At 65.7% G+C, this 25,332-nt stretch carries 21 protein-coding genes and 3 pseudogenes; 19 read left to right on the top strand and 5 right to left on the bottom strand.

Annotation, left to right across the window (positions count from 1 at the left end; genetic code table 11):
• Window positions 1-94: 94 nt before the first annotated feature.
• Window positions 95-1,117 (bottom strand): TRAP transporter substrate-binding protein, encoded by a 1,023-nt coding sequence (locus VQ03_RS04655; RefSeq protein WP_048449684.1) that lies wholly within the window; start codon window positions 1,115-1,117, stop codon window positions 95-97.
• 145 nt (window positions 1,118-1,262) lie between these two features.
• Between VQ03_RS04655 and VQ03_RS04650 the strand changes: the two genes are divergently transcribed.
• Entirely contained in the window at window positions 1,263-2,054 is a 792-nt protein-coding gene (locus VQ03_RS04650) for an IclR family transcriptional regulator (protein WP_245291965.1), read from the top strand.
• Between the two features lie 135 nt (window positions 2,055-2,189).
• Here VQ03_RS04650 and VQ03_RS04645 read toward each other — a convergent pair whose 3' ends face one another.
• Window positions 2,190-2,978, bottom strand: coding sequence for a GntR family transcriptional regulator (locus VQ03_RS04645; RefSeq protein ID WP_048449682.1), 789 nt, complete (start codon window positions 2,976-2,978; stop codon window positions 2,190-2,192).
• A 167-nt stretch (window positions 2,979-3,145) separates the two neighbouring features.
• Here VQ03_RS04645 and VQ03_RS04640 point away from each other — a divergent pair, with 167 nt between their 5' ends.
• From VQ03_RS04640 to VQ03_RS04615, 6 genes are all read left to right on the top strand, one after another.
• Complete coding sequence (locus VQ03_RS04640; RefSeq protein WP_048449681.1) at window positions 3,146-3,814, top strand: amino acid ABC transporter permease; 669 nt, start codon at window positions 3,146-3,148, stop codon at window positions 3,812-3,814.
• 9 nt (window positions 3,815-3,823) lie between these two features.
• A complete protein-coding gene (locus tag VQ03_RS04635; protein ID WP_048449680.1) occupies window positions 3,824-4,465 on the top strand; it encodes an amino acid ABC transporter permease in 642 nt (213 codons plus the stop codon).
• 36 nt (window positions 4,466-4,501) lie between these two features.
• Complete coding sequence (locus VQ03_RS04630) at window positions 4,502-5,335, top strand: transporter substrate-binding domain-containing protein (protein WP_048449679.1); 834 nt, start codon at window positions 4,502-4,504, stop codon at window positions 5,333-5,335.
• A 52-nt stretch (window positions 5,336-5,387) separates the two neighbouring features.
• Window positions 5,388-6,110, top strand: coding sequence for an amino acid ABC transporter ATP-binding protein (locus tag VQ03_RS04625; RefSeq protein WP_048449678.1), 723 nt, complete (start codon window positions 5,388-5,390; stop codon window positions 6,108-6,110).
• Between the two features lie 32 nt (window positions 6,111-6,142).
• Window positions 6,143-6,595: a type II 3-dehydroquinate dehydratase gene (locus VQ03_RS04620; RefSeq protein WP_048449677.1), complete on the top strand. Its 453-nt coding sequence runs from the start codon at window positions 6,143-6,145 to the stop codon at window positions 6,593-6,595.
• 544 nt (window positions 6,596-7,139) lie between these two features.
• Complete coding sequence (locus VQ03_RS04615) at window positions 7,140-8,666, top strand: sensor histidine kinase (protein ID WP_048449676.1); 1,527 nt, start codon at window positions 7,140-7,142, stop codon at window positions 8,664-8,666.
• Between the two features lie 781 nt (window positions 8,667-9,447).
• On the opposite strand, the gene VQ03_RS34475 is transcribed toward VQ03_RS04615, so the two are convergent.
• Window positions 9,448-9,720, bottom strand: coding sequence for a hypothetical protein (locus VQ03_RS34475; RefSeq protein WP_083467773.1), 273 nt, complete (start codon window positions 9,718-9,720; stop codon window positions 9,448-9,450).
• A 360-nt stretch (window positions 9,721-10,080) separates the two neighbouring features.
• Here VQ03_RS34475 and VQ03_RS34470 point away from each other — a divergent pair.
• From VQ03_RS34470 to VQ03_RS32720, 7 genes and pseudogenes are all read left to right on the top strand, one after another.
• Window positions 10,081-10,200 (top strand): annotated as a pseudogene (locus tag VQ03_RS34470) (integrase); the annotation flags it as partial.
• Window positions 10,201-10,673: 473 nt separating this feature from the next.
• Window positions 10,674-10,829: pseudogene (locus VQ03_RS31570) on the top strand (IS701 family transposase); the annotation flags it as partial.
• A 1,057-nt stretch (window positions 10,830-11,886) separates the two neighbouring features.
• A complete protein-coding gene (locus VQ03_RS04605; RefSeq protein WP_157063961.1) occupies window positions 11,887-12,618 on the top strand; it encodes a hypothetical protein in 732 nt (243 codons plus the stop codon).
• Between the two features lie 283 nt (window positions 12,619-12,901).
• Entirely contained in the window at window positions 12,902-13,495 is a 594-nt protein-coding gene (locus VQ03_RS32725) for a hypothetical protein (RefSeq protein ID WP_048449673.1), read from the top strand.
• Between the two features lie 82 nt (window positions 13,496-13,577).
• Window positions 13,578-15,392, top strand: a complete 1,815-nt coding sequence (locus VQ03_RS04595) for a type I secretion system permease/ATPase (RefSeq protein WP_053078408.1) — start codon at window positions 13,578-13,580, stop codon at window positions 15,390-15,392.
• Window positions 15,393-15,406: 14 nt separating this feature from the next.
• Window positions 15,407-16,759 (top strand): HlyD family type I secretion periplasmic adaptor subunit, encoded by a 1,353-nt coding sequence (locus tag VQ03_RS04590; protein WP_048449672.1) that lies wholly within the window; start codon window positions 15,407-15,409, stop codon window positions 16,757-16,759.
• Between the two features lie 16 nt (window positions 16,760-16,775).
• On the top strand, window positions 16,776-17,828 hold the full coding sequence (locus tag VQ03_RS32720) for an alpha/beta fold hydrolase (RefSeq protein ID WP_157063960.1): 1,053 nt from the start codon (window positions 16,776-16,778) through the stop codon (window positions 17,826-17,828).
• Here the strand turns inward: VQ03_RS32720 and VQ03_RS30870 are convergent.
• On the bottom strand, window positions 17,745-18,581 hold the full coding sequence (locus VQ03_RS30870; protein WP_053078407.1) for a response regulator transcription factor: 837 nt from the start codon (window positions 18,579-18,581) through the stop codon (window positions 17,745-17,747). The genes VQ03_RS32720 and VQ03_RS30870 overlap by 84 nt on opposite strands.
• 680 nt (window positions 18,582-19,261) lie before the next feature.
• Between VQ03_RS30870 and VQ03_RS04575 the strand changes: the two genes are divergently transcribed.
• Entirely contained in the window at window positions 19,262-20,266 is a 1,005-nt protein-coding gene (locus tag VQ03_RS04575; RefSeq protein ID WP_157063959.1) for a hypothetical protein, read from the top strand.
• Window positions 20,265-20,440: pseudogene (locus tag VQ03_RS35235) on the top strand (integrase); the annotation flags it as partial. The gene VQ03_RS04575 and the pseudogene VQ03_RS35235, both read left to right, overlap by 2 nt.
• Before the next feature lie 446 nt (window positions 20,441-20,886).
• Here VQ03_RS35235 and VQ03_RS04570 read toward each other — a convergent pair.
• Entirely contained in the window at window positions 20,887-21,789 is a 903-nt protein-coding gene (locus VQ03_RS04570; protein WP_157063958.1) for an aldo/keto reductase, read from the bottom strand.
• A gap of 565 nt (window positions 21,790-22,354) precedes the next feature.
• Between VQ03_RS04570 and VQ03_RS04565 the strand changes: the two genes are divergently transcribed.
• From VQ03_RS04565 to VQ03_RS04555, 3 genes are all read left to right on the top strand, one after another.
• The gene (locus VQ03_RS04565; RefSeq protein ID WP_053078406.1) at window positions 22,355-23,968 is read left to right on the top strand and encodes an integrase arm-type DNA-binding domain-containing protein; all 1,614 of its coding nucleotides are present in this window, start codon (window positions 22,355-22,357) and stop codon (window positions 23,966-23,968) included.
• Between the two features lie 171 nt (window positions 23,969-24,139).
• Window positions 24,140-24,430, top strand: coding sequence for a hypothetical protein (locus tag VQ03_RS04560; protein ID WP_048449669.1), 291 nt, complete (start codon window positions 24,140-24,142; stop codon window positions 24,428-24,430).
• A gap of 58 nt (window positions 24,431-24,488) precedes the next feature.
• Window positions 24,489-24,833 carry a hypothetical protein gene (locus VQ03_RS04555; protein WP_048449668.1) on the top strand — a complete coding sequence of 115 codons (345 nt, stop codon included), beginning with the start codon at window positions 24,489-24,491 and terminating at the stop codon, window positions 24,831-24,833.
• Window positions 24,834-25,332 lie beyond the last annotated feature (499 nt).

Genomic DNA, 25,332 nt, shown 5'->3' with positions numbered 1-25,332 from the left:
CGGACGGCTGCGCCGCATGATGCACTCAGCAGCCCGCCCCTTCTCGGCGGCATGAGTTCCGCACCGGCAGGGCGTCCATGGACGATACGGCGACTCACCCGAGAGACGTGCCAGTCGCTTCTGCCAGAATGTCGAAGGCCTGGTCGCCGAACTTGCGACGCATGTCGGTGTAGTAGCCGGCAGATTTGAGTTTCGCTCGAAACGAGTCGGCATCGACGTCGTTGAAGACGATTCCGCTCTTGATCATGGTGTCGCGGTAGCTCTGTTCCAGGCCGGCGAGATCGCTGCGCTGCGCCCGCCCTGCCTCGTTCAGCCGATCCTCGACGATGGCCTGAAGTTTTTCCGGGATGCCCTTCCAGGCGCGACCGTTGAACAGGACCCAGTTGCCTTGCCAGATGTGATTGGTCAAGGAGCAGAATTTCTGGACCTCATGAAAGCGAGAGGTCACGATCAGGCTGAGCGGGTTCTCCTGCGCATCGACGATCCTGGTTTGCAAGGCCGGATAAACGTCGGTGAACTGCACGCTGGTCGGCGCGGCATCGAGCGCCCTGAACAGGCTCGTGTAGGCGGCCGCGCTGGGTACGCGGATCTTCAGGCCGGCCAGGTCCGAGACCGTCCTGATGGGCTTCACCGATGTGGTGATCTCCCGAAAGCCGAGATCCCAGGACGTGCGAGTGGCGTACAGATTGCTCTTCGCGAAAGCATCACGGATATGAGCGCCGAGCTTGCCGTCCATGGCCGGCCAGACCTTGGATGCATCGCTGAAGGCGAACCCGGTTCCGTCCAGGGCCGCCGCGGGCACGACCGTCGACACGACGAGACCGCCGATGACGTAACCCTCGACCGCGCCGGATCGGAGCTGGCTGAGCGTGTCCGCCTCGCCACCCAGCTGGCCGTTGGGGAAGATCCGCAGCTCGACCCGCCCGTCGGTGTCCTTGTTGATCTTGTCGGCGGCCTCGAGCAGGCGGGTATTCGTCGGATGCGCCACGGCCAGCGGGTGCGCGATCTTGAGGCTGAACTCCGCTGCCGCAGCGCGGCGGATGAACGGTACGGCAACCAGCGGCACGGTCGCGATCGCGGTCAGCACATCTCTGCGCCGAATGAAGCTCGTCGCCATCGTCGTCGTCCTCCCATGTCGAGCTGTCGCTGCCCGCGATCTGAGCCGTCGTTTGGTACGGGCCGCGGATCGACGCAGCAAGTTTTTTTGACTATCTTTCAAATTTTGAAAGCTGTTTCGACGGGTTGCCGAGATGAGTGGATCGATGGAGAAGGCGCTGGCCATCTTGGAGTACTTGGCAGCCCGTCCGCACGGCGCGCCGCTCGTGTCGATCGCGACCGAGCTCAACCAGATCCGCAGCGGGTGCCATCGCACCCTGAACGAGCTGGTGAAATACGGGTACGTGCGCCCGCTTCAGCGCGGGGATTACGCGCTCACCACGAAGCTCTCGTCGATGGGCATGAGCTTCCTGAGCAAGTCCGGCATCATCGACATCGCGCAGCCGGTCATGAACAGGCTGGCCAGAGAAACCGAGGAGCTCGTTCGTCTCGCCATCCTCGATGGCACCAGGCTGACTTTGGTCGCGAAAGCGGTGGGAGCGAAAGTCGGCCTGCTCTACGATCCCGATATGGGGATCGACTTGAGACTCTCATGCAGCGCGGCGGGCCACGCATGGCTCGCAACCCTGAGCGACCAACAGGCGACCGAAATCGTGGTTCGCCAAGGCTTGGGCGATCCTTCGAGCTACGGGCCGAACGCGCCGGTCACCGTGGAGGCACTCCTCGCGATGCTGCAGGGGCATCGGAAGCGGGGCTTCAGCCTGATCCAGAACATGTACGCTCCCGGCATGAACTCGATGGCCGCGGTGATCAGGCGGAAGGGCGAGCCTGCGGCGGGTGCCCTGATCGTCGCCGGTCCATCCTCCCGCTTCACCGAGGAACGGATGCTTCGACTCGGCCCCAACCTGCTGAAAATGGCGAACGAACTCGCGCTCATCGGGAGCGCGTCGCCGCTGCTCAAGCCGGATGATCGCGGCACCTGGGGCAACATGGCCTGACATCGCCGGAGCGAGACGGCGGACATCGTTGCCCTTGCCCGTCTCGGCCCGACTCCTCGGAGAGTCCGGCGCCGGACGTCGCGAGCGCCCGTCCCGCCCGTTTCGAGACCTGATCGACGGCTGCGTCCGCGGCGATCAACGGCGTCGCGTTGTCCGGACGGATTTCATGCGCGGGGCTACATCCCGTGCCGGGGGTGCCTGGTCAGGCACGGCGGGTCCGGACGCCCAGGCCGGCGGCCCGTCGGCCAGGGCGTAGTCCAGGCAGCTGTCGATGTGGACCTTCAGGATCCGGGCCGCCCGCCCGGCGTCGCGGGCCAGCGCGCAGGCGAGCAGGTCGGCGTGCTCCTGGATCGACCGGTCGCCGCGGAAGATGGCCGCGAGCGACAGGTAGCGCAGGTAGCGGTCGTGGATGGAACTGATGGTCTCCATCAGCACGCGCGAGCCGCAGGCCGAGGTCAGTGCCTGGTGGAAGGCGCGGTCGCATTGCCGGACCAGGGTCGGATCGGCGTCGGTCTTCGCGAGCATGCGGTGCTCGGTGACCGCGAGCTTGTGGTGGGCGGCGACGACCCGGGCCTCCCAGTCGAGGTCGCCCGCCGCGAAGGAGAGGGCGAGCGCGTGCCCCTCGAGGAGCAGGCGCAGGGCCGCGATCTCCCGGAACTCGGTCGCCGAGGCCGGCGCGACCTCGAAGCCGCGCTGCGCCTCCGCCACGACAAGCCCCTCGGAGGCGAGGCGGTTCAGGAGCTCGCGCATCGTGCCGATGCTGACGCCGTAGCGCCGGCTCGCCTCGTCGAGCCGCAGCCGCTCGCCCGGCGCGAGCTGGCCGAACAGGATGTCGGACCGGATCCGGGCGTGGACGACGTCGCCGACCGTCTCGCCGCCGGGTGCGCCGGCAATCCCGGCAGCGTTGTCTGAGGGAGCAGCCATGACGACCTCTTTGGCACCACGGGACGCGCCGCGCAACGTATGAGGGATTGCTTATCGTTGGATGATACCGTAATCCTTTGATCATGGGAGCGCCGGCTGGAAGCAGCCAGGATGCTCCAGGACGCGGCGAGGCCCACCGGGCGCGCCGCACCGGGGGAAGCGACCACGTGAATTACACGCTCGATTTCGGGCCGGTCGTTACGGGCCTGCCCGATCTCCTGAAGGGCTGTGCCGGCACGCTGGTCCTCGCGGTCTCGGGGATGGTGATCGCCCTGGTGATCGGCGTCGTCGGCGTCGTGCTGCGCGAGTCGCCCCTGCGCCCGCTGCGCTGGGCCGTGATCGCCTTCGTCGAGCTGATCCGGAACACGCCGTTCCTAGTCCAGATCTACTTCGTGTTCTTCGCCCTGCCGCTGATCGGCATCCGCCTGGCGCCGACGCCGACCGCGATCATCGCGCTCGGGCTGAACGGCGGCGCCTACGCGATCGAGATCATCCGCGGCGGCGTGCAGTCGATCCACAAGGGCCAAGTCGAGGCCGGCTTCGCCCTCGGGCTGCACAAGCGCGACGTCTTCCGCTTCATCGTCCTGCGACCGGCGCTCAGGGCCGTCTACCCCTCGCTGACCGGCCAGTTCGTCATGCTGACGCTGACCACCAGCATCGCCTCGGCGATCGCCGCCTACGAGCTGACCTCGGTCGCCAAGCTGATCGAGAACGAGAGTTTTCGCAGCTTCGAGGTCTACGGCACGATCACGGTCCTGTACTTCCTGATGTCCTGGCTGATGATGCGTGCCTTCGGGCTCGTCTCACGTCGGTACTTCAGCTACCCGGTCAAGTAGGGCGCGACGATGGGCTGGCCCGAATTTCTGTTCCTGCTCGAGGGCATGAAGTGGACGATCGCGCTCTCGGCGATCGGATTCATCGGCGGCGGTGTCGTCGGCCTCGCCGTGGCGCTCGCCCGCACCTCGGGGCGGCCGATGCTGGAGCGCGCGACCGCGGCCTATGTCAGCGTGTTCCAGGGCACGCCGCTGCTGATGCAGCTCTTCGTGGTCTATTTCGGCCTCGTCCTCGTCGGGCTCGATCTCGCCCCCTGGGAGGCGGTGGCTCTGGGCTTCACGCTGCATGCCAGCGCCTATCTGGGTGACATCTGGCGCGGCGGGATCGAGGCCGTGCCGCGCGGGCAGATGGAGGCGGCCCGGGCGCTCAGCCTCGGCTACGTCTCGCGCATGCGGGACGTGATCCTGCCCCAGGCGCTGCGGGTCTCGCTGCCGGCCACGATCGGGTTCCTGGTCCAGCTCATCAAGGGCACGTCCCTCGCCTCGATCGTCGGCTTCACCGAGCTCGCGCGGGCCGGCAACATGGTGTCGAACCAGATCTTCAAGCCGCTGCTCGTCTTCGGCATCGTCGGGGCGATGTACTTCGCGCTCTGCTGGCCCTTGTCGCTCTACGGCTCCTGGATGGAGCGGCGCCTCGCAGCGCCGACGCGCTGAGCCGGGATCTCGAACACCAAGAAGGGGGAGGACATCATGGAACGCCACAGCATCAGCCGTCGCAGCCTCGTCGCGGGAGCGGGCGCCGCGCTCGCCCTGCCGGCGCTGATGACCGGCCGGGCGCTCGCCGTCACGCCCGACCAGATCAAGAAGCGGGGCCGCGTCATCATCGGCATCCAGGGCGACAACCCGCCCTGGGGCTATGTCAGCAGCGCGGGCAAGCAGGAGGGCATCGATGCCGATATCGGCGAGCTCTTCGGCAAGGAACTCGGCGTGGCGGTCCAGTTCATGCCGCTCGAAGTGGCGAACCGCATCCCGGCCCTGACCTCGGGCCGCTGCGACGTGCTCTTCGCTACGATGGCGATGTTCCCCGACCGCGCCAAGGCGGTGCAGTTCTCCAAGCCCTACGTCGCCAACCAGATCGTGCTGCTCGCGCCCAAGACCGTCGCAGTGAAGACGAACGCCGACATGGGCAAGCTCACCATCGCGGTGGCCCGTGGCGCGGCCCAGGACACCGAGGTGACGCGCAACGCCCCGCCCGGCACCAACATCCTGCGGCTCGACGGCGACGCCGCCTCGATCCAGGCCGTGGTCTCCGGCCAGGCGCAGGCGGTCGGCGGCAACATCTTCTACATCCGCCGCCTCGACGAGGCGAAACCCGGCGTGTTCGAGCAGAAGCTGACCTTCACGAGCATCTATAACGGTGCCTGCACGCGGCTCGGCGAGAAGGAGATGAATGCGTTCATCAACGACTTCATCGACAAGATCAAGGCGAACGGCGAGCTGAGGAAGATCACCGACAAGTGGATGAAGGCCGAGCAGCCGCCGATGCCCGAGCGCATCGAGGGCGTCTCATTCACTGCCAGCTGAGCGCCAGGAGATGATCGTGTCACCGAACCCGGCGACTGGCCCCCTCATTGCGATGCACGGCGTGGACAAGTGGTACGGTGACTTCCACGCCCTCAAAGGCGTGACCCTGGAGGTCCGCCGGGGCGAGAAGATCGTCCTGTGCGGACCCTCCGGATCGGGCAAGTCGACGCTGATCCGCTGCATCAACCACCTCGAGACGATCCAGAAGGGGCGGATCGTGGTCGACGGCATCGCCCTCGACGATTCGGCGCGGGCCGTCGACGCGGTGCGTCGCGAGGTCGGCATGGTTTTCCAGAGCTTCAACCTGTTCCCGCACATGACGGTGCTGGAGAACTGTACGCTGGCGCCGATGCGGGTGCGCGGCACGAAGAAGGCCGAGGCCGAGGCGATCGCGCGCCGCTACCTGGAGCGGGTCCGCATCGGCGAGCAGGCGGGCAAGTACCCGGCGCAGCTCTCGGGCGGCCAGCAGCAGCGCGTCGCGATCGCCCGGGCGCTCTGCATGGAGCCCAAGGTCATGCTGTTCGACGAGCCGACCTCGGCCCTCGACCCGGAGATGGTCAAGGAGGTGCTCGACACCATGATCGGGCTCGCCCGCGACGGCATGACGATGGTGTGCGTCACCCACGAGATGGGTTTCGCCCGCCAGGTCGCCGACCGGGTGATCTTCATGGCCGACGGCGCGATCCTGGAGGAGGCCGCCCCCGAGGCCTTCTTCCGCAGCCCGCAGCACCCGCGGGCGCGCACCTTCCTCGGCGAGATCCTGGCACATCACTGACCCGCGGGGACGCTGCGGGGGAGGGAGTCATCATGAACGAGCCGATCATCTTCGTCCTGAACGGGCCGAACCTCAACCTGCTCGGCGAGCGTGAGCCGGCGATTTACGGGCAAACCACGCTCGCCGAGATCGAGGCGGCCTCCCGCGCGCGGGCCGCGACGCAGGGTCTCGCCATCGAGTTCCGCCAGACCAACCTTGAAGGCGTGCTCATCGAGAGCGTGCACGAGGCCCGCAAGCGCGCCGCCGGGATCATCATCAACCCGGCCGGCTACAGCTTCACCTCGATCGCGTTGCTCGACTCGCTCAAGATGTTCGATGGCCCGAAGATCGAATTGCACATCTCGAACATCCACCGACGCGAGGAGATCTACCACCGCTCACTCGTCTCGCGGGCCGCCACGGCCGTCATCGCGGGCCTCGGTCCGAGTGGCTACGGGGTGGCGCTCGACGCGATGCGCCTGCTCCTCGACGAGCGCAGGACCTGAGACGACCGCCCGCCGCCGATCTCGCGTTGCGGATGCCGTCCCCAACAACATCTCATGCTCGTCCGCATCTTTCGAAGCGCGAGGCTTAATCATGCGATCGGGTGCATACGGCAATGCGAATGCGCCATACTCGACGGGTGATCGACCGCACTTGCCTGCCCTGCCTTATTTCCACTCGGGCTGGCCGATGATGCCGAACGTTTTCGCCCTGGTCAGACAGCAGTTCTGAGGCGCATGCAGGGCACCAACACTTCGGGGCGACACTGATCGTCTGAGCCATCGCACCTGATACTGGCCAGTGCTCCAACGATGCAGCATGGGGCACGACTCGCCGTGGGCCGGTTCCACATGCCCGCCGCACGTGGATTGGTCAGCGCTCCAGGTGAGAGAGCGCCGACCGCGAAGGTCCGCAGGTAGATGACGAGCTGACATTCCGATGGCGCTATATGAAGGTCCGAAAGTGGCGCAGGGCGGATGTTCGAACGGCGTGCATCCCGAAGCTGCAGCGCGTAGGAGGGATGCCCCACTGCTCTCCTTCCTCCTAATGCGCAAACTCCTGAGCAGGCTCGGCCTGCGGTTCGAAGATCCCGTCGACGAGCGTGCTTTCGTGACGCGCTTCACCCTCGACGACCTACCCCGCACGCAGGCTGCGATGATCCTCGGCGCCTGCGTCTACTGCGCCTTCGCCGTCTGGGACTGGATCATCGACCCGGCGCACTGGACTGAGACCCTGTTCCTTCGCCTCGCCGTCGCGCTCGCCGTACTCTTGCCTGCAACCGCGGCGCTGCGCTGGCCTGCCGCGCGGCGCTGGGCCGAGCAGATCTACCTCAGCTACTGCGTCGTGCCCGGTTGCGTGCTCAGCTTGATCTACCTGCGGCTGGGACCCGGCTTCGACCATGCCGCTGCGGGCATGATCGTCGTCATCCTGTTCGTCTCGACGCTGTTGCCGCTGCGCTTGTCCTCGCTCGCTGCGTTCTGCGGCCTGACCTGGCTCTGTTTCGCCGTATGCGAATCCTTCGCGGTGCATGAGCGGGCGGGCATGCGCTTCGTGAACAACTTCGAGATTGGCATGGCATACGCGCTCTCGCTCTACGCTGTCGGCGCGCGAGAGGTGCGAGCTCGGCGCCAATTCCAGACGGAGGAGGCACTTCGGCGGGAGAAGGAGCGATCGCAGACGGCCCTGTCCGAGTTGCGCGAGGCCCAGGCCCATCTCGTGCAAGCCGAGAAGCTGGCGGCCCTTGGTCAGCTCGTGGCGGGTGTGGCTCACGAGATCAACACGCCGATCGGCTTGGCGCTCACCACGTCGACCGCCGCCGAGGGCGATCTGAGGCATCTCCAGGGCGCCGTTGAATCAGGCCAACTGCGCCGGTCGGACCTCACGCAGGGTCTTGCGCGGCTGAGCGAGGGGATGCGGCTGCTGTTCTCCAATCTCACGCGGGCAGCCGACCTCGTGAACAGCTTCAAGCAGGTCGCAGTCGACCAAGCCAGTGAGGAGCGGCGCACCTTCGAGCTGCACGGCTGGCTTGAGGAGCTGATGAGCACGCTCGGGCCGCTCGTGCGGCGCAAGGGCCACACGATGCGGATCCGCTGTGAGGACAGGATCATACTCGACTCCCATCCCGGCGCGCTGGCGCAGGTGATAAGCAATCTGGCGCTCAACGCTATCGTGCATGGTTATCCCGACGGTCGATCGGGCGTACTCGACGTCGCGGCGTCTCGTTCGGGCGAGGATCGACTGCGCATCATCATCGCCGACGACGGCATCGGCATCCCGTCGGAGCACCTGAGCAAGGTATTCGACCCTTTCTTCACTACGCGGCGCGACAAAGGCAGCACGGGCCTTGGGCTGCACATCGTCTTCAACCTTGTTGCTTCGACCCTGCAGGGTCAGATCACGCTGTCGAGCAAAGGGGGTGGAGGCACGTGCTTCACGATCGACTTGCCTCTCTCGGTGGATGAAGTGGAGCTGAGCGAAGCAGCCGAACCGCAGGCGACCAAGCGGGTGAACCTCGGGTCGGTGGTTGTCTTGTCCGCGCCAGTGGTCGAACCCAATGCGAACGGATTAGAGTGATCCGAAACGGTCGTGCGCAGTGCATGTCGAGAATGTCTAGCTGCGAAGATTTTCCGGACATTAGATGCCTTAACACGGTTTCTTGACGTTCCTCGCCACGTGTACCTCTGGCGTCAAGCACGTCAGCGGGAGCACCCTCGCGAGCTGTGAGGCCAGGAGGGGGGCTGCGGACTGAAGTGAGGCCGGTCCTGCCGCTTCTGCGGCGGCGGCTCAGACGCCGTGATAGCGCCGACTACGCAGCTTCCTGGTTGCCTCACCATCGAAACGGGCAGACATTGTCCCCGCGGCTCGCATCCGCGCGACGGCCTCGGCCCGACAGGGGCGCTTCATGAACCGGACTCATCTTCCGCTTCACCTCCGGGCGGGGACACCGAGAGTAGCCGCGACCATCTTATCGGTGCGGATGGCGATCGCGGGTGCCGGGGGATTGGGCCTCGGATTGATTGCCGTAGCCATCCTCGCCCTGCTCGTCAGCCGATAGCGAACTGGCAGGAGGTCGGCCGCCCGGGCGTCGCGGCCGCGCGAACCCTCGTCTCGAACTGACCGTCAGCCCGGGTGATTCGGCGCGAAGGCGCAACGCTCACACGGTGTCCCTCGCCAGCCCCACCTCGAGCGCGTCAAGCCAAGCAACCGCCGCTTCGAACCTCGGGAAGGGTTGCCGTTCAACGATGGCGCTTATTGGACGAACGGCAGCTCACACTTGGCTTGGCTGGTGCGCAAGCTTCGACGGGGGGAGCAGCCCGGCCGCGTCAGCTGCCGGGGAGAAAGCAAGAGGAAAGTATTAGTGCTGGCGCCGCTCACGCGTGGTCGTCGTGCGCTCCTCACGTCGCTCCATCCGCTCTCTGCGCGGCTCCGGATCAACGCCGAGCACGCCGCCGACAGTGCCGGTTGCCGCACCAACAGCTCCGCCGACAACGCCGCCAACCGGTCCAGCCGCCCGGCTTCCATCTTCGGCCCCGCGTTCAGCGCCACGGACAGTACCCTGCGCCTGGGCTGACAGGGTCAACGCGGAAGGAGACATGAGGAGAGCTGCAATCAGAAGTGTGGCTTTCATGATGGCCTCCCATGGCGCGCGTTTAAGGGGCCGGCAGCCAGTCACGTGCCGGTCGATGCGCACCAACGTTTGGAAGTCAGAAAAGTCGCAGTCCAGGGCGTGCGACTTACCATGACCTCCGAATGCGGCGTCGAGGCCAGCTGCCAGAACGCGAAAGCCAGCACGGGCCAGCGCTCTGCGGCGGGCAAGATGCAGCCTCGGGTCCCGAAAGGCCGTTGCCCCGATGTGATTGAATTTCTATGCTTCTCTGATAATTAGTGACCGCTGCTTCCGTAACGTAATCGGCGGAGATTGCGTGCGGGACTACATCGTCGAACCGGTTGCACCCCTTGCGAGCCGGTGCGGGGTGGCCAACGCCCCAACCGACTGGTCGACAGCTGGGTGGCGTTGATCGGCCTCGACCCGTCGGCCTACGACACCCACAGCCTGCTCAGGACGAAGGTGGCGTTGATCTACAAGCGGACGGGCAACATCCGCTCACGGCCATGCGCGGCAGACCCGCGGCCGAGATCAGGCCCGCGCTTCAGGCGGCGAAGCGACATCGCGTCATCGCTCATGGCGCTCACCGACTTCAATGGTGGATCGGAGGAGCGTACACGCCTGCAGAATCGAGGGATATGGCGACAGCACGCGAACCTCCTGATCACGGAGAGCGATGCCGTCATGGGGGGCATCCTCATCTCGCCGGATTCGTGCCCATGCGCCGCGCCTACCCCTCGTGCTAATCGGCCGGAGGGCGAGACGGCCGTGGCTGATGCTCGCCGCGACGCTCACCGGCCGGATGATCATCAAAGGCTCAGCCCCGAAGAGCGGAACAGATCCTGAACGAAACAGAGGAACGGTGGGGAACGCCATGGGGAACATGGGAACACCGGGACCGCTCGGCCTGTCAAAACGTGTTTAGCTCCAAAGATTTAGTGGAGCGGGCGATCGGGATCGAACCGACGACATTCAGCTTGGTGATGCTGGCGTTCGCAGTGCTGGCGCGGATGCGCCAGCGGGCCAACGGCCCGCCCCCAAAAACCGAGCGAAGGGCCAAGCTCGCCCGTGCCCTGGTCGCTCCAGGAGATCCGGCGAGTCGCGACGCGGCTCGCGCAACGGCGCATTGAACCGGCTCTCGTCATCGCTTGTTCAGCCTGGCGGCGTGCTCACCAAGCCGCCGCCCGCCAAGCTCACATCAAGAGGCCCATGCAACTGTAATGCTAACCTGGTCCAGAGCCGCAGCGATTAGGAAATTGTCCACCACGGTTTTGTGAGCGTTTGCACAGCAAGCCTCGGCTCTGCTGTGCGCAGGCAAGCCGTGGCAGCCGCAACACCGGGCCGGCGCGTGCCACGCTCGCAACGTTTGCATCATCTCTATCTCAAGCGGTTGAATGAGCGCCATTGAGATCAAGCTCGCGACGAGGTCGTGCATGGACGTCTTCCCGAAATGCAGTCCTCGGACTGGGTGTGACGGTGCTGCCAAGGGAATGATCCAGTCCGGCCCGGTCCGAGTGTCTGGCACGCACGGCCTTCCTGCCCTGCCGGCGACCGAGGTCGTCCTGTATCGCGCCCCCGGCTCCTTGCCACGGACCGCTGATCTCCTGGCCAAGCACATCGTGCACGCGCTCGAAGCGGAAGTCGGCGACCCGGATGAAACAGGGACACGCGCTCAGGTTCACGCAGCTCCCTGACATGAACTCGCACCGCACCACGGCTTCGCGAGACACCAACTCTCGAAGAATGGAAGTGCGGACCTTGTTTCTTGAAGCGTGTGCGAGCCGCTTAACGAGTATCTTGGCGGCGGGGGGACGAAAATGGCGAGCACGGAGGACGCGGCCGCCTCTGGAGACAATACTTACAACGACCTTCGCGGCCTGAACGGCTCGATCACGAACAGTCGACCAATGATCAAGAGCAACATGAATTCGGCGAGCATGAAACACCATAAAGAGGTATGGCATGACACAAATTGATTGAACCGATTGATCCGCGCGCGCCTCCGATTTGCGGTCATCTTAAGTTTCAGGCCAGGCGGGCGCCGTCCCAATCCGGATGCATCCCTTCGGGCGCAGACCCTCACCCACCTTGGCGACTATCACTGAAGGTTCGGCCTTGGTTCTCTGTCCCGTTGCCGGAATGACCCACCGGCAACGTGCGTGGCGCATGCAGCAGGGAGGCAGCATCATGGCGAACCGATTTCGTGTGGATCAGGACGCTGAGGCCTACCAGGAAAGCGCCATAGAAGTCGATGCGGCCGGCGAAGAAGACGAAGTTGACGCACGGATCGAACAACGCGAGGACATCAACCAGAGATCGCAGGTTGACGACGATGGCGACCACAAGTTCAGCCTCAATCAGGACAGCGCAACCGATGACCTGTCCTCGGTAAACGTGGAAGCGGCAGTTCACTCGGTTGTCGTCGACGTGCGTATTCGGACTTCACAGAGGGGCGAGGCCGACCAGCGCGCGGATGTGGACGCCGACGAAGTCGAGGACGGAGGAACGGGAGTGGAGGCATTCATCGAGCACCACCTCGACATCGAGCAGCGTACGGACGTGTTCGCGGACCTGGAGGACGACGATGGCGTCCTGCGCGCGGAGGTCGAAATCGAGATCGACACGGACGTGGAGGACGAGTCCGACATCGAAATCGACGTCGAGGCGGACGGCAGCGAGGACGACGTTGAGGCCGAGATCGATCAGGACACCCGTGTGACCGACGAGTCGGACGTCCGGGTCGACCTCGACGACGACCTCGACGGCGCATCCATCGGGATCGCCATCGACAAGCTCATCGCCTCCGACATGGATGACAGCCTGGAGGTGGACCTCTCCGACGACGGCGCGGACATCGATGCCGTGTCGGAGATCGACGCTGATGTCGGCGTCAACGTGGACGTATTCATCGTCGCCTGACCACACCCACGCCCCAAGCTCCAGGGTCGCCGGCTTCCCGGCGACCCTTTTCTTTGCGGATCAAGGATACGATGACTGTCCGTTGTGGAGAAATAATTCTTATAATACGCTAATCCAGGTGGATGATACCCTGACGGGTACATGCTAAGTCGTATCTTTTGCTGTTCTCCGTCCCCGAGCCATGGTGACACCATCGGAGGCGAAGTCCGGGCAGCCGGACCTCCGAGAACGCCGGGGTCGCCCGGGCCCCGGTGCCCTGAACGGGAAAAGGGGAGATCATCCTATGGCTTCGGACAATGCCCGCGTCCTGTTCGACCTCGAACAGAACGACGACACCAACCAGACCGACAATTCGAACGTGCTGGTCACGGATTCCGACGACGCCGACGTGGATACGGACGTGGACCAGGAGTCCGAGGTCGACCAGGACGACGACACCACCGTCGACATCACCGACTCCGACGATGCCGACGTGGACATCGACGATGATCAGGATGCCGATACGGACCAGTTCTCCGGCAGCAGCGTCGACATCGACGACTCCGACGACGCCGACGTGGATGTCGACCACGATCAGGACAACGATATCGAGCAGGAAATCGACAACGACGTCGACATTACCGACTCCGACGACGCCGACGTGGACCTCGACACCGACCAGACGGTGGACAACGACCAGGACGCCGTCTCGATGGTGGAGGTCGATGACTCCGACGACGCCGACGTCGACAGCGATATCGAGCAGGACACGGATACCGACCAGGACACGGACACGGACGTCGACATCGACGACTCCGAGGACGCCGACGTCGACGTGACCATCGACCAGAGCGCCGATACTGACCAGACCGGCACGGTCGACATCGACATCAACTGAGCGCCCGCGCGCTCCGGGAGGGCCGGCTGGCCCTCCCCTCCGCCTGAACCTCCGCCCGAACGACCAGCCTAGAGCCCCCGCGATGTCGCTGCTGCGGACAGCCTCCCGCCCGAGAACCGAGGTCGAGACGGCATTCCAGGCATGCCGCCCATCCCTCGCCCTGGTGTTCTGCTTGAGTTTCTTCGTCAACCTGATGGCCCTGACCGTGCCGCTATACCTGCTGCAGGTCTACGAGCACGTCCTGTCGAGCCGCAGCCTCGACACCCTGATACACCTGACGCTCATCGTAGTGGTCGCCCTGGCGGTGCACGCGGTGCTGGAGGTCTTGCGCCGCGAGATGCTGGCGTGCATCGGGGACTGGCTGGAGGAGCGCCTGCAGCCGGCGGTGATGACCGGGACGGTGGCCGCGGCCATGCGGGGCGATCCCACCGCCGCGTCGCAGGCCTGGCGCGACCTGGGTAACGTCCGCAGCTTCTTCTCCGGCAATTCCGTCACCGCCCTGTTTGACCTTCCCTGGACCCCAATCTTCATCCTCGCCATGGTGCTGGTGCACCCGCTCCTCGGCCTCATCGGCCTCGTCGGATCGCTCGTCCTTTTCCTGTTCGCCCTGATCAACGAGTTGGTGACGCGCAAGCCGTTCGCGCGTGCCTCCGCGACCACCATCGCCAGCCAGCACCGCCTAGAGGCGATGCTGCGCAACGCGGAGGCGATCAGCGCCATGGGCATGCTTCCGGGCGTCGCCCGCGCGCTCCACAACGACCACGACGAAGCCAAGATCGCACAGGACCGCGCCGGGCGCCGCGCCTCGATCATCCAGGCCTGCGCCCGCTTCGTCCGCCTTCTTACCCAAGTCTCGGTGCTGGCCGCCGCCGCTTGGTTGGTGATCAGCAGCGATCTCAGCGCAGGGGCGATCTTCCCCGCCTCGATGCTGCTCGGTCGCGCGCTCGGCCCGGTCGAGAGTGCCATCGGGACCTGGAAGGCCGTGACCACGGTCCGGCTCGGCTATGGGAGACTGCAGAAAATCCTCGCCGCCGTGCCCGCCCGACCCAAGGGCATGTCGCTGCCCAAGCCCAAAGGAGCGCTCTCGGTCGAGCAAGTGAGCTACATTCCCCGCGGAAGCGACACCGCGACGCTGCGCCGGGTGACCATCACGGTCGAGCCCGGGGAGGTCCTTGGGGTGGTCGGTCCGTCCGGTGCCGGCAAGTCCACGCTCGGGCGCCTCATCGCCGGCACAATCCGGCCCAATGGCGGGCACGTCCGCCTCGACGGCGCTGATATCGGCATCTGGCTGTCCTCGGGCGGCCACAGGCACCTGGGCTACCTGCCCCAGGACGTCGAACTCTTCGCCGGCACCGTGTGCGAGAACATCGCTCGCCTGGGAGAGGCCGATTCGAAGGACGTGATCGCCGCCGCCGCCCTGGTGGGCCTCCACGAGACGATCATGCGGCTGCCTCAAGGCTACGACACCGACATCGGCGAGGACGGAGCTCGCCTGTCGGGTGGGCAGAAGCAGCGACTGGGGCTGGCGAGGGCGTTCTTTGGCGACCCGAGCCTCGTGGTGCTCGACGAGCCCAACGCCGCCTTGGATCCGGAGGGCGAGATGGCCCTGCGCGAGGCCATTGGGACCTTGCGCACCCGCGGCACTACGGTGATCGTGATTGCCCAGCGGCTCGGCATTCTCAGCGTCGCCGACAAGGTGCTGGTGCTCGATAACGGCTGCGTCAACGCCTTCGGCGCCCGGCGGGACGTGGTCGCCCGCATCAAGGACGGGCGCACAGCGATCCCGGTGCGCAAGCCGGACGTGATCACCGTCAAGAGCACCGGGAACCAGGAAGCCACTCCGGCCGACGAGCCCAGGCTGCCCCGCGCCGACATGCCGCCACTGAGCATCGCCTGATCGAGGATCACCTGATGAAGCTTCAGCCCGTCCTCGCCTACGACCTGCGCGACGTGGCCCCGCAGACCAGCAAGTCTCCAGTCGAGCGGTTGCGCTGGCCGGCCCTCGCCGCCTTCCTCGTCGTCAGCGTCTTCATCGTGGGGTTCGGTGTCTGGTCGGTGAAAGCGCCCCTGGAGAGCGCCGCCATCGCGGGCGGCGCCATTGAGGCCGAAACCAACCGCAAGACGATCCAGCATTTCGAGGGCGGCATCGTCGGCCAGATCCTGGTGCGCGACGGCGACGCGGTCGCGGCCGGGCAGGTGCTCGTGCGCCTCGACGACACCAAGGCGCGGACCACGCTGGCGGCGTTGCAGGGCCAACTCCTCGAGGCGAAGGCCCGCGAGGCGCGCCTGCTCGCCGAGCGGGACGAGCGGCCGGCGATCACCTTCCCACGCTCGGTGATCCTCGCGGCCAGGGAGGAGCCCGCCGCGGCCGAGGTGATGGCCGGCCAGACGAAAATATTCGACAGCCGTCGCAAGCTCACCGCCTCCCGGATCGAGGTGATCCGGCAGCGCAAGGCCCAGACCGAACGGGAGATCGAAGGGCTGCGCCACCAGGAGGCCGCCGCGGTCAAGCGCCTCGACATCGTGCGGCAGGAGAACGCCGCCATCGCCCCGCTGGTGGCCAAGGGGTTCATGACCCGGCCCAAGCTGATGCAACTGGAACGGGAGGAGGCGGAGATCCTCGGACGCCGGGGCGAGGCGCTGGCGCAGATCTCGCGCGCCGAGCAGGCCATGGGCGAGTCGGAGGCCCAGATCCTCAAGCTCCGCAGCGACGAGCAGGCGGAGATCGCGCAGAGCCTGCGCGAGACCCAGGCGTTGATCAACCAGCTCGACGAGCGCCTGCAGGCCGCCTCCGACGTGCTCTCCCGGATCGAGGTGCGTTCGCCGGAAGCGGGCATCATCACGGGCCGGCGAGTCCATACCCCGGGCGGGGTGGTCACCGCCGGCGAACCGCTGATGGAGCTCGTGCCGCAGCAGGACCGCCTCATCGTGCGGGCCCAGGTCCGCCCCGAGGATATCGACCTCGTGCGCCCCGGCCTGCCCGCCCGGGTGCGACTGACGGCCTACAAGCTGCGCCGGGTGCCGCCCGTGCAAGGAACCCTCACCTATGTCTCGGCCGACCGGCTCGTCGACAAGCGCACCGAACAGCCCTACTACGCCGCGACCATCGTCTTCGACGAGGACAAGTTGCGGGAGCTCAAGGATGTCGAAATTGTCCCGGGCATGCCGGTGGAGGTCCTGATTAAGACGGGGGAATTCACGATTGCAACTTACATGCTCGCGCCGATCCTCGACAGCCTCAACCGGTCCTTTCGCGACAACTAAGCAGACTTGCGTTGGCATGCCAACGCTTCGTCCGCTTCGGTTGTTGTTTTATTTAGGATTTTTATTGCAAAACTGTCGGCCGCTTCTGCGAAATCTGCTCAGCATGTCGCGGACAGCCGTCGCCGTCGTCCTGGCGCTCGCCACCGCATCGCCCCGCCCTGCTGCTGCGGAGCCGTTGCCTTCGGGCCGGTCGGACCGGGAGGTTGCGGTCGCCGGTCGAGTCCTGCGGATCGCGGTCTACCGCCCCGATTGCCGAGACATCGAGCGCCTCATCGTCGTCTTTCACGGCTCGGACCAGAACCCGATGCTCGCGCGCGATAACGCGGTGCCCATCGCGGAGGCCGGCTGCGCCCTCCTCGTGGCGCCGCTGTTCGATGCGGAGCATTTCGGCCGCTGGGCCTATCAGTTCGGCGGCGTCGGTGATGTGATCGAGACAGCGGGTCGGCGCCGGTTCCGCCTCCGCCTCCCCGATGCCACCACCGGAGCGCTGGTCCTCGCCCTCGTCAATCACCTGCGCCGCGAGGCGGGACGCCCCGGGATGCCCTACGTGCTCCTGGGACACTCCGCAGGGGCGCAGTTCCTCAGCCGCTTCGCGGCATTGGAGCCGAACGGAGCGAGCCGGATCGTGGTGGCCAATCCCGGCAGTCACGTCACCCCCGATCTGACCGTGCGCTTTCCCTACGGCCTTGGCGGGATCCCCGATCCTCCGGGTGGGGAGGCGGCCTTGCAGCGCTACCTGGCGGCGCCTCTGGTGATCATCGCGGCCGAGCGCGATGTTGGGCGAACCGGCTTGCTCAGGACTCCCGGGGCGGAGCGTCAAGGCCAGACCCGGCGCGAGCGCGCCGTCCGCACCTTCGAGGCCGCGCGCCAAGCCGCGGCCGAGCGGGGCTGGGCCTTCGGCTGGAAGTTCATCACCGTCGGCGGCCTCGGCCACGGCTCGGGCCGGCTCTATGCCCGCCCCGAAACCGCAGAGGCGGTGCTCGGGTCAACGGCGCGGCAGCGGGAGGCGCCTGACATTCGTCTCCTCCCTCACGATCCTCGCGGTGGAGACTCGGACATCCCCCGCTGACACCGCGAGGTCCGGCAACAGACGCTGCCCCATGATCGCCGCCTGCGTGCGATTGCTGGCCTTCAACTTGCGCATGATGTGCCGGACGTAGATCTTCACCGTGTTCTCGGAGAGATTCAGGTCATTGGCGATCCGCTTGTTGGAGCGCCCGCGCTGAAGGACGCCCAACACCTGAATCTCCCGCGGCGTGAAATGCACCTGGTCGCCCTCGGAGATCTCAGGCTGGGGCTGCAAGGCCGCGTGCCCCGGGATCACGGGCTCGGGGACGACCTTCAGGGGAGCCGTGTCTGCCCGTAACCGCATGGCGGGCTCCATCGGGCGTGGATAGTAGGTGCCCCCCGCCAGGATTAGTCGTACGGCGGCGATGCCGATTTCGATCGAAGCTGCACTCGGGATGACCCCATCTATGCCGTGTCTGATAGCGGCTTGAACATTGCTCTCATCGTCGAGCTGAGTGATTAGTACCTTGGGCGTACGCGCAAAAAGGGCCTCCACCTCGCCGAGAACTTGCCCGAGCGCCAGTCCCTTGGACGGGTGGCTGTCCCATCGGAGCGCTACGAATATGACGCGGGGAACGAGGGCCCTGTCGACCTCGCCGGCACGCCGAAGGCCCAGCACCTCGATATCCGGAAAGGCATTCCTGAGAACCTCCGCGGTGCATCCCCGCGAAAAGGCGTGCTCATCGATGACGAGGAATAGGCCTCTGTCCTGAATGTAGGACGATGTGTCCTTCTGAGATCGCGCTGACTGCATGCAACCCCCCCGGTGCTGATCGCTCCGAACACATTTGCCGGTTAAGAGTCTGAATTTCCACCGGCGCTGGGGCAGATCACGTCACTTTAAAACGATTGACCTGTCGGGGCAGGTGAGCCCGACACGGTTCGGATCACGGCTGCCGCCTCTTTCGGATGAGCTAAAGCCAGCATGGCATGATGACAATTGACCGGGAACGGATATCCCCCGTTTGGAGTATCCCACTCTTGCGGCCCCTTTCATTCGGCCTGTGCCGCAAGCAAAAGTAGGCTCATTTAGGACCGAACTTTCATTAACTAAGGTTATTTTTGGTTAAATTGTTTCGCGAGTGTTGCCAAGTATCTGCCTGCCCTGGAATAGCGGCCGGGCATCATCCCTTCGGGCGCATGGATCGTGCCGCCGCGAGGGGCGAAACTGCCGAGGCATCACTGTCGCGAGGGGTCTCGATGAACGCGCCCGACCGGGGTATCCGCGATCTTCTGCCTATCCTGCCGGAGGCGCCCGCCCCGGTTGCTCAGACGATCGATTGGACACCAGACTCAACCATTCAGGCAATGTCCGCTCCGCCTCCCCAGGCCAATCACGGGCCCCTAGCGCGACTTGAGGATGCGATGGGGGGAACGGGGCTGCCACAGGCGCCTGAGCCTGACGCTGCCTCCTCGGACCCGCCGCCGGTAGCCATGGAGGAAGCCGACGCAGCAGGAGCACGGGGGCCGGCAGTCGTGGAGGCATTCACCGTCCGCAAGGCCCTCACCACCACGACCGAGAAGGCAGGCGGCGACGACCGCTCTCCCGACCGCGCGGGGTCCGCTGAGCGGGACGGGGGAGAAGCCGGCGGCCCACGCCGCGGCGGATCTGAAGGGGATAACATTGAGGGATCCGGGGAGGGCCATACGGACGGTTTTGACTGGGCCGGCGCGGATCCCACGCCCGGGGACCGTCCAGACGCGTTCGTCTGGCAAGAGGTCAGCATCGGCCAGACCGTCGCTCTGTCGCTCGGGATCGGCAGTGGCTCCACTGACGTCGCCATCGTGCAGGACGCCGCGGTCGATCAGGACGCCGACATCGGCATCGACACCACCGGAGACGCCGTCCCGGGCTCGGCGGATCTCGCGGTGGATGCCGACATGGACTTCTCCATCCGGCAGGCCGCCCGCGTCGACGTGACAGGCTGGGATGGGAAGGTCGTCACACGCATCGCCCTCGACCAGGACATCGCGCTCGACCAGGATTTTGCGGTGACCGTATTCGTCGGTGCGGACGGCGAGTACGACGTCAAGGTGAACCAGGGTCTCTTAGTAGACCAGGATATCTCTGTATCCATCGCACTCATCGAGCAAGACGGCACCCTGTACGTGGACATGACGGCGGTCGACTGCGTCCGGATCGATCAAAACACCAGCGTGCTTGTGAACGATGACGGGGACGGTGCGAGCGAGGCCGCCATAGTCCAGGATGTCGAGGTTGCGCAGCATGTATTTATCAGCCTTGATGTGGAGGACAGCCTCGATGACCTCTACGACGTGAGCCTCAGCCTGCTCGTGCGCCAAGCTGCCGATGTCGATCAGGACGCGGAGATCAGGCTCGCGGCGGGAGAGGACGGCATCGAGATCGAGGTGGAGGCCGATCAAGCTGCCGGGCTCGATCAGGAGATCGCGGTCCACTTCGACTTTGCCGTTGCCTAGGATGTTCGACCGTTGGGTCGCCTTGATTGACTTGGATCCGTTGGCTTACGGTACGCATAGCTTGCGACGCACGACAGTCGCGCTGGTCTACAAGCGTACCGGAAAACCCGGGCCTGCCAAATACTGCTCTGCGATACCAAATTGGACATCACAGTACGCTCCCTCAGCACTTAGGTCATCGATACACTGATTCTGTCGAAGTAGACAGAGATCTGGGTCGAGCTAACCGTTGCGTATGAGCATGGATGCTGACTCTTCAAAGGGCAGGGCAATCACAAGGGGATCTTCCGCCTTGCCGATTTGGATGCTTGTTACACATGGTAAAAGAGACTGGACAGCGTCGGCGATGACATTACAATTTTGTCGTCTTTCGGTTTTGCTATTTCGTTCAGTCGCAGCTTATGGGACAAAAGCGGACATTTCAGGCGCCATGTTCGGGGGTCCGCAGGTGGCGCATAGCTGACCTTCGAACGTGCGAAGACATCTACCCGAGATTGCAGGCGAGCACCTTGGCATCTCAGTTCCAGAGATAGGAATACCGCATGCGGCCGGAGGTTCGCCAGATTCTGTTCGTTCAATCGTCTCCAGGTTCCTCGCAGAAGCCAGGCTCCGACGATACGCTACGTTGGGAAGGCCTGATCCAATTGCCGCAACTCGTTTTGTTCCAGCTTCAAGGTCAAAGCCGCTGCATTCTCGCGCACGTGGGCGACCGAGCCGGACTCAGGGATTGCGATCACGTTTCCGGAGCGCATCGCCCACGTCAGAGCCACGGCTGCCGAGCTTCCACCCCGAGACGCGGCGATGCGTTGGACAGTCGGGTTCCGCAAGACACTCGAGCCTTCGCCGCCGAGCGGCGAATAGGCCATGATCGGCATGCGGCGTTGCACGCACCACGGCAGAACCTCGCGCTCGACCTTCCGGTCGGCCAAGCTGTAGGGCACTTGGTTGGTCGCGCATTGTTCGCCAGCAGGGATGCGGAACAGTCGATCCAGTTCGGCAACCCCAAAGTTTGATACGCCCCATCGCCGGATGTGACCGCCAGCCCGCAATTGCTCGAAGGTGCCGACGACTTCTGCCAGATCCTTCACGCGGTCAGGCCAATGCAGCAGATACAAGTCGAGATAGTTGGTGCCGAGGCGAGCGAGGCTGGCCGAGCAAGCGCTCTGGATACCTGCTCGGGTCGCGTGCGAGGGCCACACTTTCGAGACAAGGAAGACGCTATCGCGCCGCCCCTTGATCACACGCCCAATCAGCTGTTCCGCTCTTCCGTCGCCGTAGATCTCAGCGGTATCGATGAGCGTCATGCCGAGCGAGAGACCGGTGCTCATCGCCTGCTCCTCGTCAGCGAGGGGATGCCGTCCCTGGCCGAGGCGCGCTGATCCCTGCCCCAAGGCGGGCACCACAGTGCCATCGCTCAGAGAAACGGCTTGCCCGGCCGCGCCCACGGCCATGCGTGGCAGACTAACGGCCGAGATCAGGCCCGCGCTGCATGCGGCGAAGCGACGTCGCGTGATCGCGTTCATGGTGCCCTCCGACCTCAAGGGTGGATCGGAGGAGCGTACACGCCTTCGGAACCGTCAGGGATGGCGAAAGAGCGCGATCTCCTGATCACGGGGAGCGATGCCGTCGTGGAGGCCTCCTCATCTCGCCGGATCCGTGCAGGTGATGCCGCGCCACCCCTCGCGGGGATTGGCCGGATGGCGAAACCATCGGGGCTGATGCCTTCGACGTCCCTCACCGGCCGGATGGTCGTCGAAGGCGTCACTCCCGAGGAGCGGAACAGACCTTGAACGAAGCGGGGGAACGGCGGGGAACGCCATGGGGAACATGAGGAACACCAGGGCTACTCAGCCCACAAAAAGGCGTTCAGTTCCAAGGAGTTGATGGAGCGGGCGATCGGGATCGAACCGACGACATTCAGCTTGGGAAGCTTTAGAGGCGGGTTTTCGGGCACCCGCGAAACCTGTTAACCACCCCAACCAACTCCCTCATATTAAACGAATTTCTTGCGCCTCTGCGCAGTACGCTGCGTTGCCGCGGCCCCCGGGGGCGTGTTGTATCCCCGTTGTATCCCATGCGGAGGGCACGGTGGCGAAGGCGAAGGAGCGAGGCGGCTACGAGCGCGAGCGCGTCCATCTCACGGCCGATGCCGTGGCGCGGGCGATGCGGCTGATCGACGAGGGACGGGTCCCGGGCCGGGGCATCGAGTTCGCTGACACGGCCAAGGACGCGACCGGCCTGACGCTGCGTGTCACGAAGGCCAGCGGAACCTGGTACCTGCGCCACCGCCGGGGGACGATCCGGCTCGGAGGCACCGACGTGATGGACCTGCAGGCCGCGCGGATCGCCGCGGCCCGCGCGCGCCTGGACTTCGCCGCCGGGTTCGACCCGAAGTTCGACGCCGAGATCTTCGAGCGATCCCTCGGCGAGGGCACAGCCCTGCCGGAGGCGGTCGAGCTCGCCTACCCCCCGTTCGAACCTCGCCGGCCGGAGCGAACCGAGGAGGACCGTCGGCGCGATGGGCCGTGGGAATGGCGCGACCTCGTCGACCTGTTCCTTGAGCATCACCTTCCGACCCTTCGCGAGGGCTGGGACAGCCAGTACGAGCGCGCCATCCGCCTGCCGGAGTTCGCCGAGATCGCGGAGACGCCGGTCTGCGACATCACCCTCGCGGATTTCGAGCGCGTGCGGGACGCGCTGGTGCGGAACCAGGCTCCGAGCACGGCTGCACGGGCGATGGCGAACGCCCGCGCGGCGCTCGACTGGGGTCACAGCGATCACTCCGGGCTCTGCGGTTGGACGGAACAGGATGTTCCGTGGTGGTCCAACCGCGCCAAGGTCCGGTACAAGGCGGAAACGCGCGAGCACACACCGACGGTCACGGAGCTCGTCCGGACGATCCTCGTCGCTGAGCACTGCCGGGCGCTCGGCGGCACGGACCAGGAGACAACACCGGGGACGATCGCGGCCCTGTGGGCTGTCGTCCTTACTGCGCAGCGAACCGGCGCGCTTGGCGGCACCCGGCGGGATGGCATCATCCCCGTGCCCGACCACCCCGGCTGGTGCGCCTGGACCTGGACCGGCGAGGAGATGAAGGGCGGCACGAGCGCAGGCCGCCCACACGGCCTCCCGATCCCGCCCGAGGCGCTTGAGGTCCTCGCCCGGTTCGAGCGGGAGAGCGACACAAACTGGATATTTCCCAGCCGGGCGAGCGGCAAGCACGTCACGAGCGACGGGCTCAACCAGCTTCTCTACCGCCTCCAGGGGCGACCGAAGAAGGGCAAGAAGGGCGCCGTCACCGTCCGCAAGCGGGACTGGCTAAGGCTGGTCGGCGTGCGGCACTGGATCCCGCACGACGCCCGCCGAACGCTCTCCTCCTACCTCGCGGACGAGGAGCTCGGTGGCGCCGGCAGCGCGATCCTGGCGCACAGCTCGGGCAAGGACAGTGAGGAGGCGCGGATAGAAGACATCACCAGAAGGGTCTACGCCAGGGCCCAGCGTTTCCCTCTGAAGGCCAAGGGAATGGCGGCGTGGGTCCGGCACGTGCTGGAAGCCTACGAGCGCGAGCGCCCTATCGTCGAGCGGATGCTGCGGGCGGCCCCGCCGGTCGAGGCGCCCGATCCCACGCCGGATCCCGAGCCTATCGTGCGCGGGCCGGGCCGGCCGAGGAAGCCCAAGGCGGAGAAGAAGCCTCGGCGATGAGCCCCCTCCCCTCGGGTGTGTCCGCTTACCGGACAGACCCCGCCCTTGCGGCGCGCCGACTGCGGGGGCATCCTCCTGGCATAGGGGACCGGCTCCGGCCGGTCAGCCTCCCGCATCCCCTTGAGGGCTCCCATCGATCGCACCGGCCGCCGCGCCGGGCAGGAGTCTTCCATGCGCGTTATCGAGCTCAGCATTCCCGAGGCCCTCATCCGCGAGGCGCTGCCCCGCGCCACGGACGAGGAGGTCGCGTTCCTCGTCGGCCGGTTCGCGGGGCGCTCGTTCCCGCCCGAAAACGAGGACCTCCTCCGCCCCTTGACGGACAGGGACACGCCGCGCGACCGCGTCGGCCGCGTCCAGCTGCTGCTCGGGTGTCTTCTGACCGGGCGCCGGGCTGGGTGGTCCCTGGGGATGGTGAGCCGTTCGGTCGAGCGCATCGTGGAGGCGGCCGTCGCGCGGGCCTAACCTCCGCACCCGCGCGGGCTTGCTCCGGGTCCCGGCCAGCGCGAGGATGCCTCCATCCATGGAGGAGCGCGTGGGCGATCTGAGGGAGGACGTCCGGCAGGGAACGCTACGGCGGATGAGGCAGGCCCTCGCTGAAAAGGAAGCGAGGCTGGAGGAGCTGCGCGCCGACCGCGCCCGCCTGGCCGCTTCGATAGCTGAGGTGGAGGGGCAGCCGCCCGTCCAGGAGGAGGACCTCGTCGCGACGGTCACCCTCTCGGCCGATGGCCGCCTGGTCGTCTCGGCGCCGGGGACGCCAGCTCACCGCATCGTCGCCCTTCGGGGGAAGCTCGCCGGCGCCACGGCGCAGCGGGTGGCCGAGATCGTCGAGAAGTCCCTGCAGACCAGGGATCGCCAGGAGCGGTAAGGCGCCCCTGTATTTGGCGCTATCCTGAGACAGATCGGGGTATATGTATTATTATAGTGTGAAGCGACGACCTGATGATCAAACCCCAGTCCGCTTGGCCGTGAGAAGAGGGTCTGCTTTAGACCTCAGCTCGGACATTTGGTAGCACTCGCGCGATTCAAGATGTTGACTCTTGCAGCCGATCGAGCATGCAGGCCCAGAATTCTGCTTATTATAAGGAAGTTAACCTACAAGCGGCGGCCACGACATCAGCATGTCATGGCTCATTACGCCGACCTCGTGTCAGGCCGGGACCTCATCTGCACGGGCACGTAAGCGACCCCGGGGACATTGGGCGTGTACCCGGCATCACGATCCGGATCCGACCGACAAGGTCGGCCTGGTCCGGCTCAGCCTCTCATTGGGCAAGGATGTTTCCGCTGGGTCACCATGCGGTCGCCGCGTCTGAGCTTGTTCACGTCCATGGTTATCGTCCTTCTTCGATGTGCATCCTCGCCAC

This window comes from Methylobacterium tarhaniae, from assembly GCF_001043955.1.
GTDB lineage: Bacteria > Pseudomonadota > Alphaproteobacteria > Rhizobiales > Beijerinckiaceae > Methylobacterium > Methylobacterium tarhaniae.
This window is presented reverse-complemented; position numbering and strand designations above follow the sequence as displayed.

What these genes read in the sequence shown, in the direction of transcription:
- VQ03_RS04560 (WP_048449669.1), top strand. Translation starts at nt 24,140, where the DNA reads ATGCGCGTTATCGAGCTCAGCATTCCCGAGGCCCTCATCCGCGAGGCG.
- VQ03_RS34475 (WP_083467773.1), bottom strand. Translation starts at nt 9,720, where the DNA reads ATGAAAGCCACACTTCTGATTGCAGCTCTCCTCATGTCTCCTTCCGCG.
- VQ03_RS04590 (WP_048449672.1), top strand. Translation starts at nt 15,407, where the DNA reads ATGAAGCTTCAGCCCGTCCTCGCCTACGACCTGCGCGACGTGGCCCCG.
- VQ03_RS04625 (WP_048449678.1), top strand. Translation starts at nt 5,388, where the DNA reads ATGCACGGCGTGGACAAGTGGTACGGTGACTTCCACGCCCTCAAAGGC.
- VQ03_RS04575 (WP_157063959.1), top strand. Translation starts at nt 19,262, where the DNA reads ATGGAGGAAGCCGACGCAGCAGGAGCACGGGGGCCGGCAGTCGTGGAG.
- VQ03_RS04615 (WP_048449676.1), top strand. Translation starts at nt 7,140, where the DNA reads ATGCGCAAACTCCTGAGCAGGCTCGGCCTGCGGTTCGAAGATCCCGTC.
- VQ03_RS04620 (WP_048449677.1), top strand. Translation starts at nt 6,143, where the DNA reads ATGAACGAGCCGATCATCTTCGTCCTGAACGGGCCGAACCTCAACCTG.
- VQ03_RS30870 (WP_053078407.1), bottom strand. Translation starts at nt 18,581, where the DNA reads ATGCAGTCAGCGCGATCTCAGAAGGACACATCGTCCTACATTCAGGAC.
- VQ03_RS32725 (WP_048449673.1), top strand. Translation starts at nt 12,902, where the DNA reads ATGGCTTCGGACAATGCCCGCGTCCTGTTCGACCTCGAACAGAACGAC.
- VQ03_RS32720 (WP_157063960.1), top strand. Translation starts at nt 16,776, where the DNA reads ATGCCAACGCTTCGTCCGCTTCGGTTGTTGTTTTATTTAGGATTTTTA.
- VQ03_RS04655 (WP_048449684.1), bottom strand. Translation starts at nt 1,117, where the DNA reads ATGGCGACGAGCTTCATTCGGCGCAGAGATGTGCTGACCGCGATCGCG.
- VQ03_RS04595 (WP_053078408.1), top strand. Translation starts at nt 13,578, where the DNA reads ATGTCGCTGCTGCGGACAGCCTCCCGCCCGAGAACCGAGGTCGAGACG.
- VQ03_RS04645 (WP_048449682.1), bottom strand. Translation starts at nt 2,978, where the DNA reads ATGGCTGCTCCCTCAGACAACGCTGCCGGGATTGCCGGCGCACCCGGC.
- VQ03_RS04650 (WP_245291965.1), top strand. Translation starts at nt 1,263, where the DNA reads ATGGAGAAGGCGCTGGCCATCTTGGAGTACTTGGCAGCCCGTCCGCAC.
- VQ03_RS04635 (WP_048449680.1), top strand. Translation starts at nt 3,824, where the DNA reads ATGGGCTGGCCCGAATTTCTGTTCCTGCTCGAGGGCATGAAGTGGACG.
- VQ03_RS04605 (WP_157063961.1), top strand. Translation starts at nt 11,887, where the DNA reads ATGGCGAACCGATTTCGTGTGGATCAGGACGCTGAGGCCTACCAGGAA.
- VQ03_RS04570 (WP_157063958.1), bottom strand. Translation starts at nt 21,789, where the DNA reads ATGAACGCGATCACGCGACGTCGCTTCGCCGCATGCAGCGCGGGCCTG.
- VQ03_RS04630 (WP_048449679.1), top strand. Translation starts at nt 4,502, where the DNA reads ATGGAACGCCACAGCATCAGCCGTCGCAGCCTCGTCGCGGGAGCGGGC.
- VQ03_RS04555 (WP_048449668.1), top strand. Translation starts at nt 24,489, where the DNA reads ATGGAGGAGCGCGTGGGCGATCTGAGGGAGGACGTCCGGCAGGGAACG.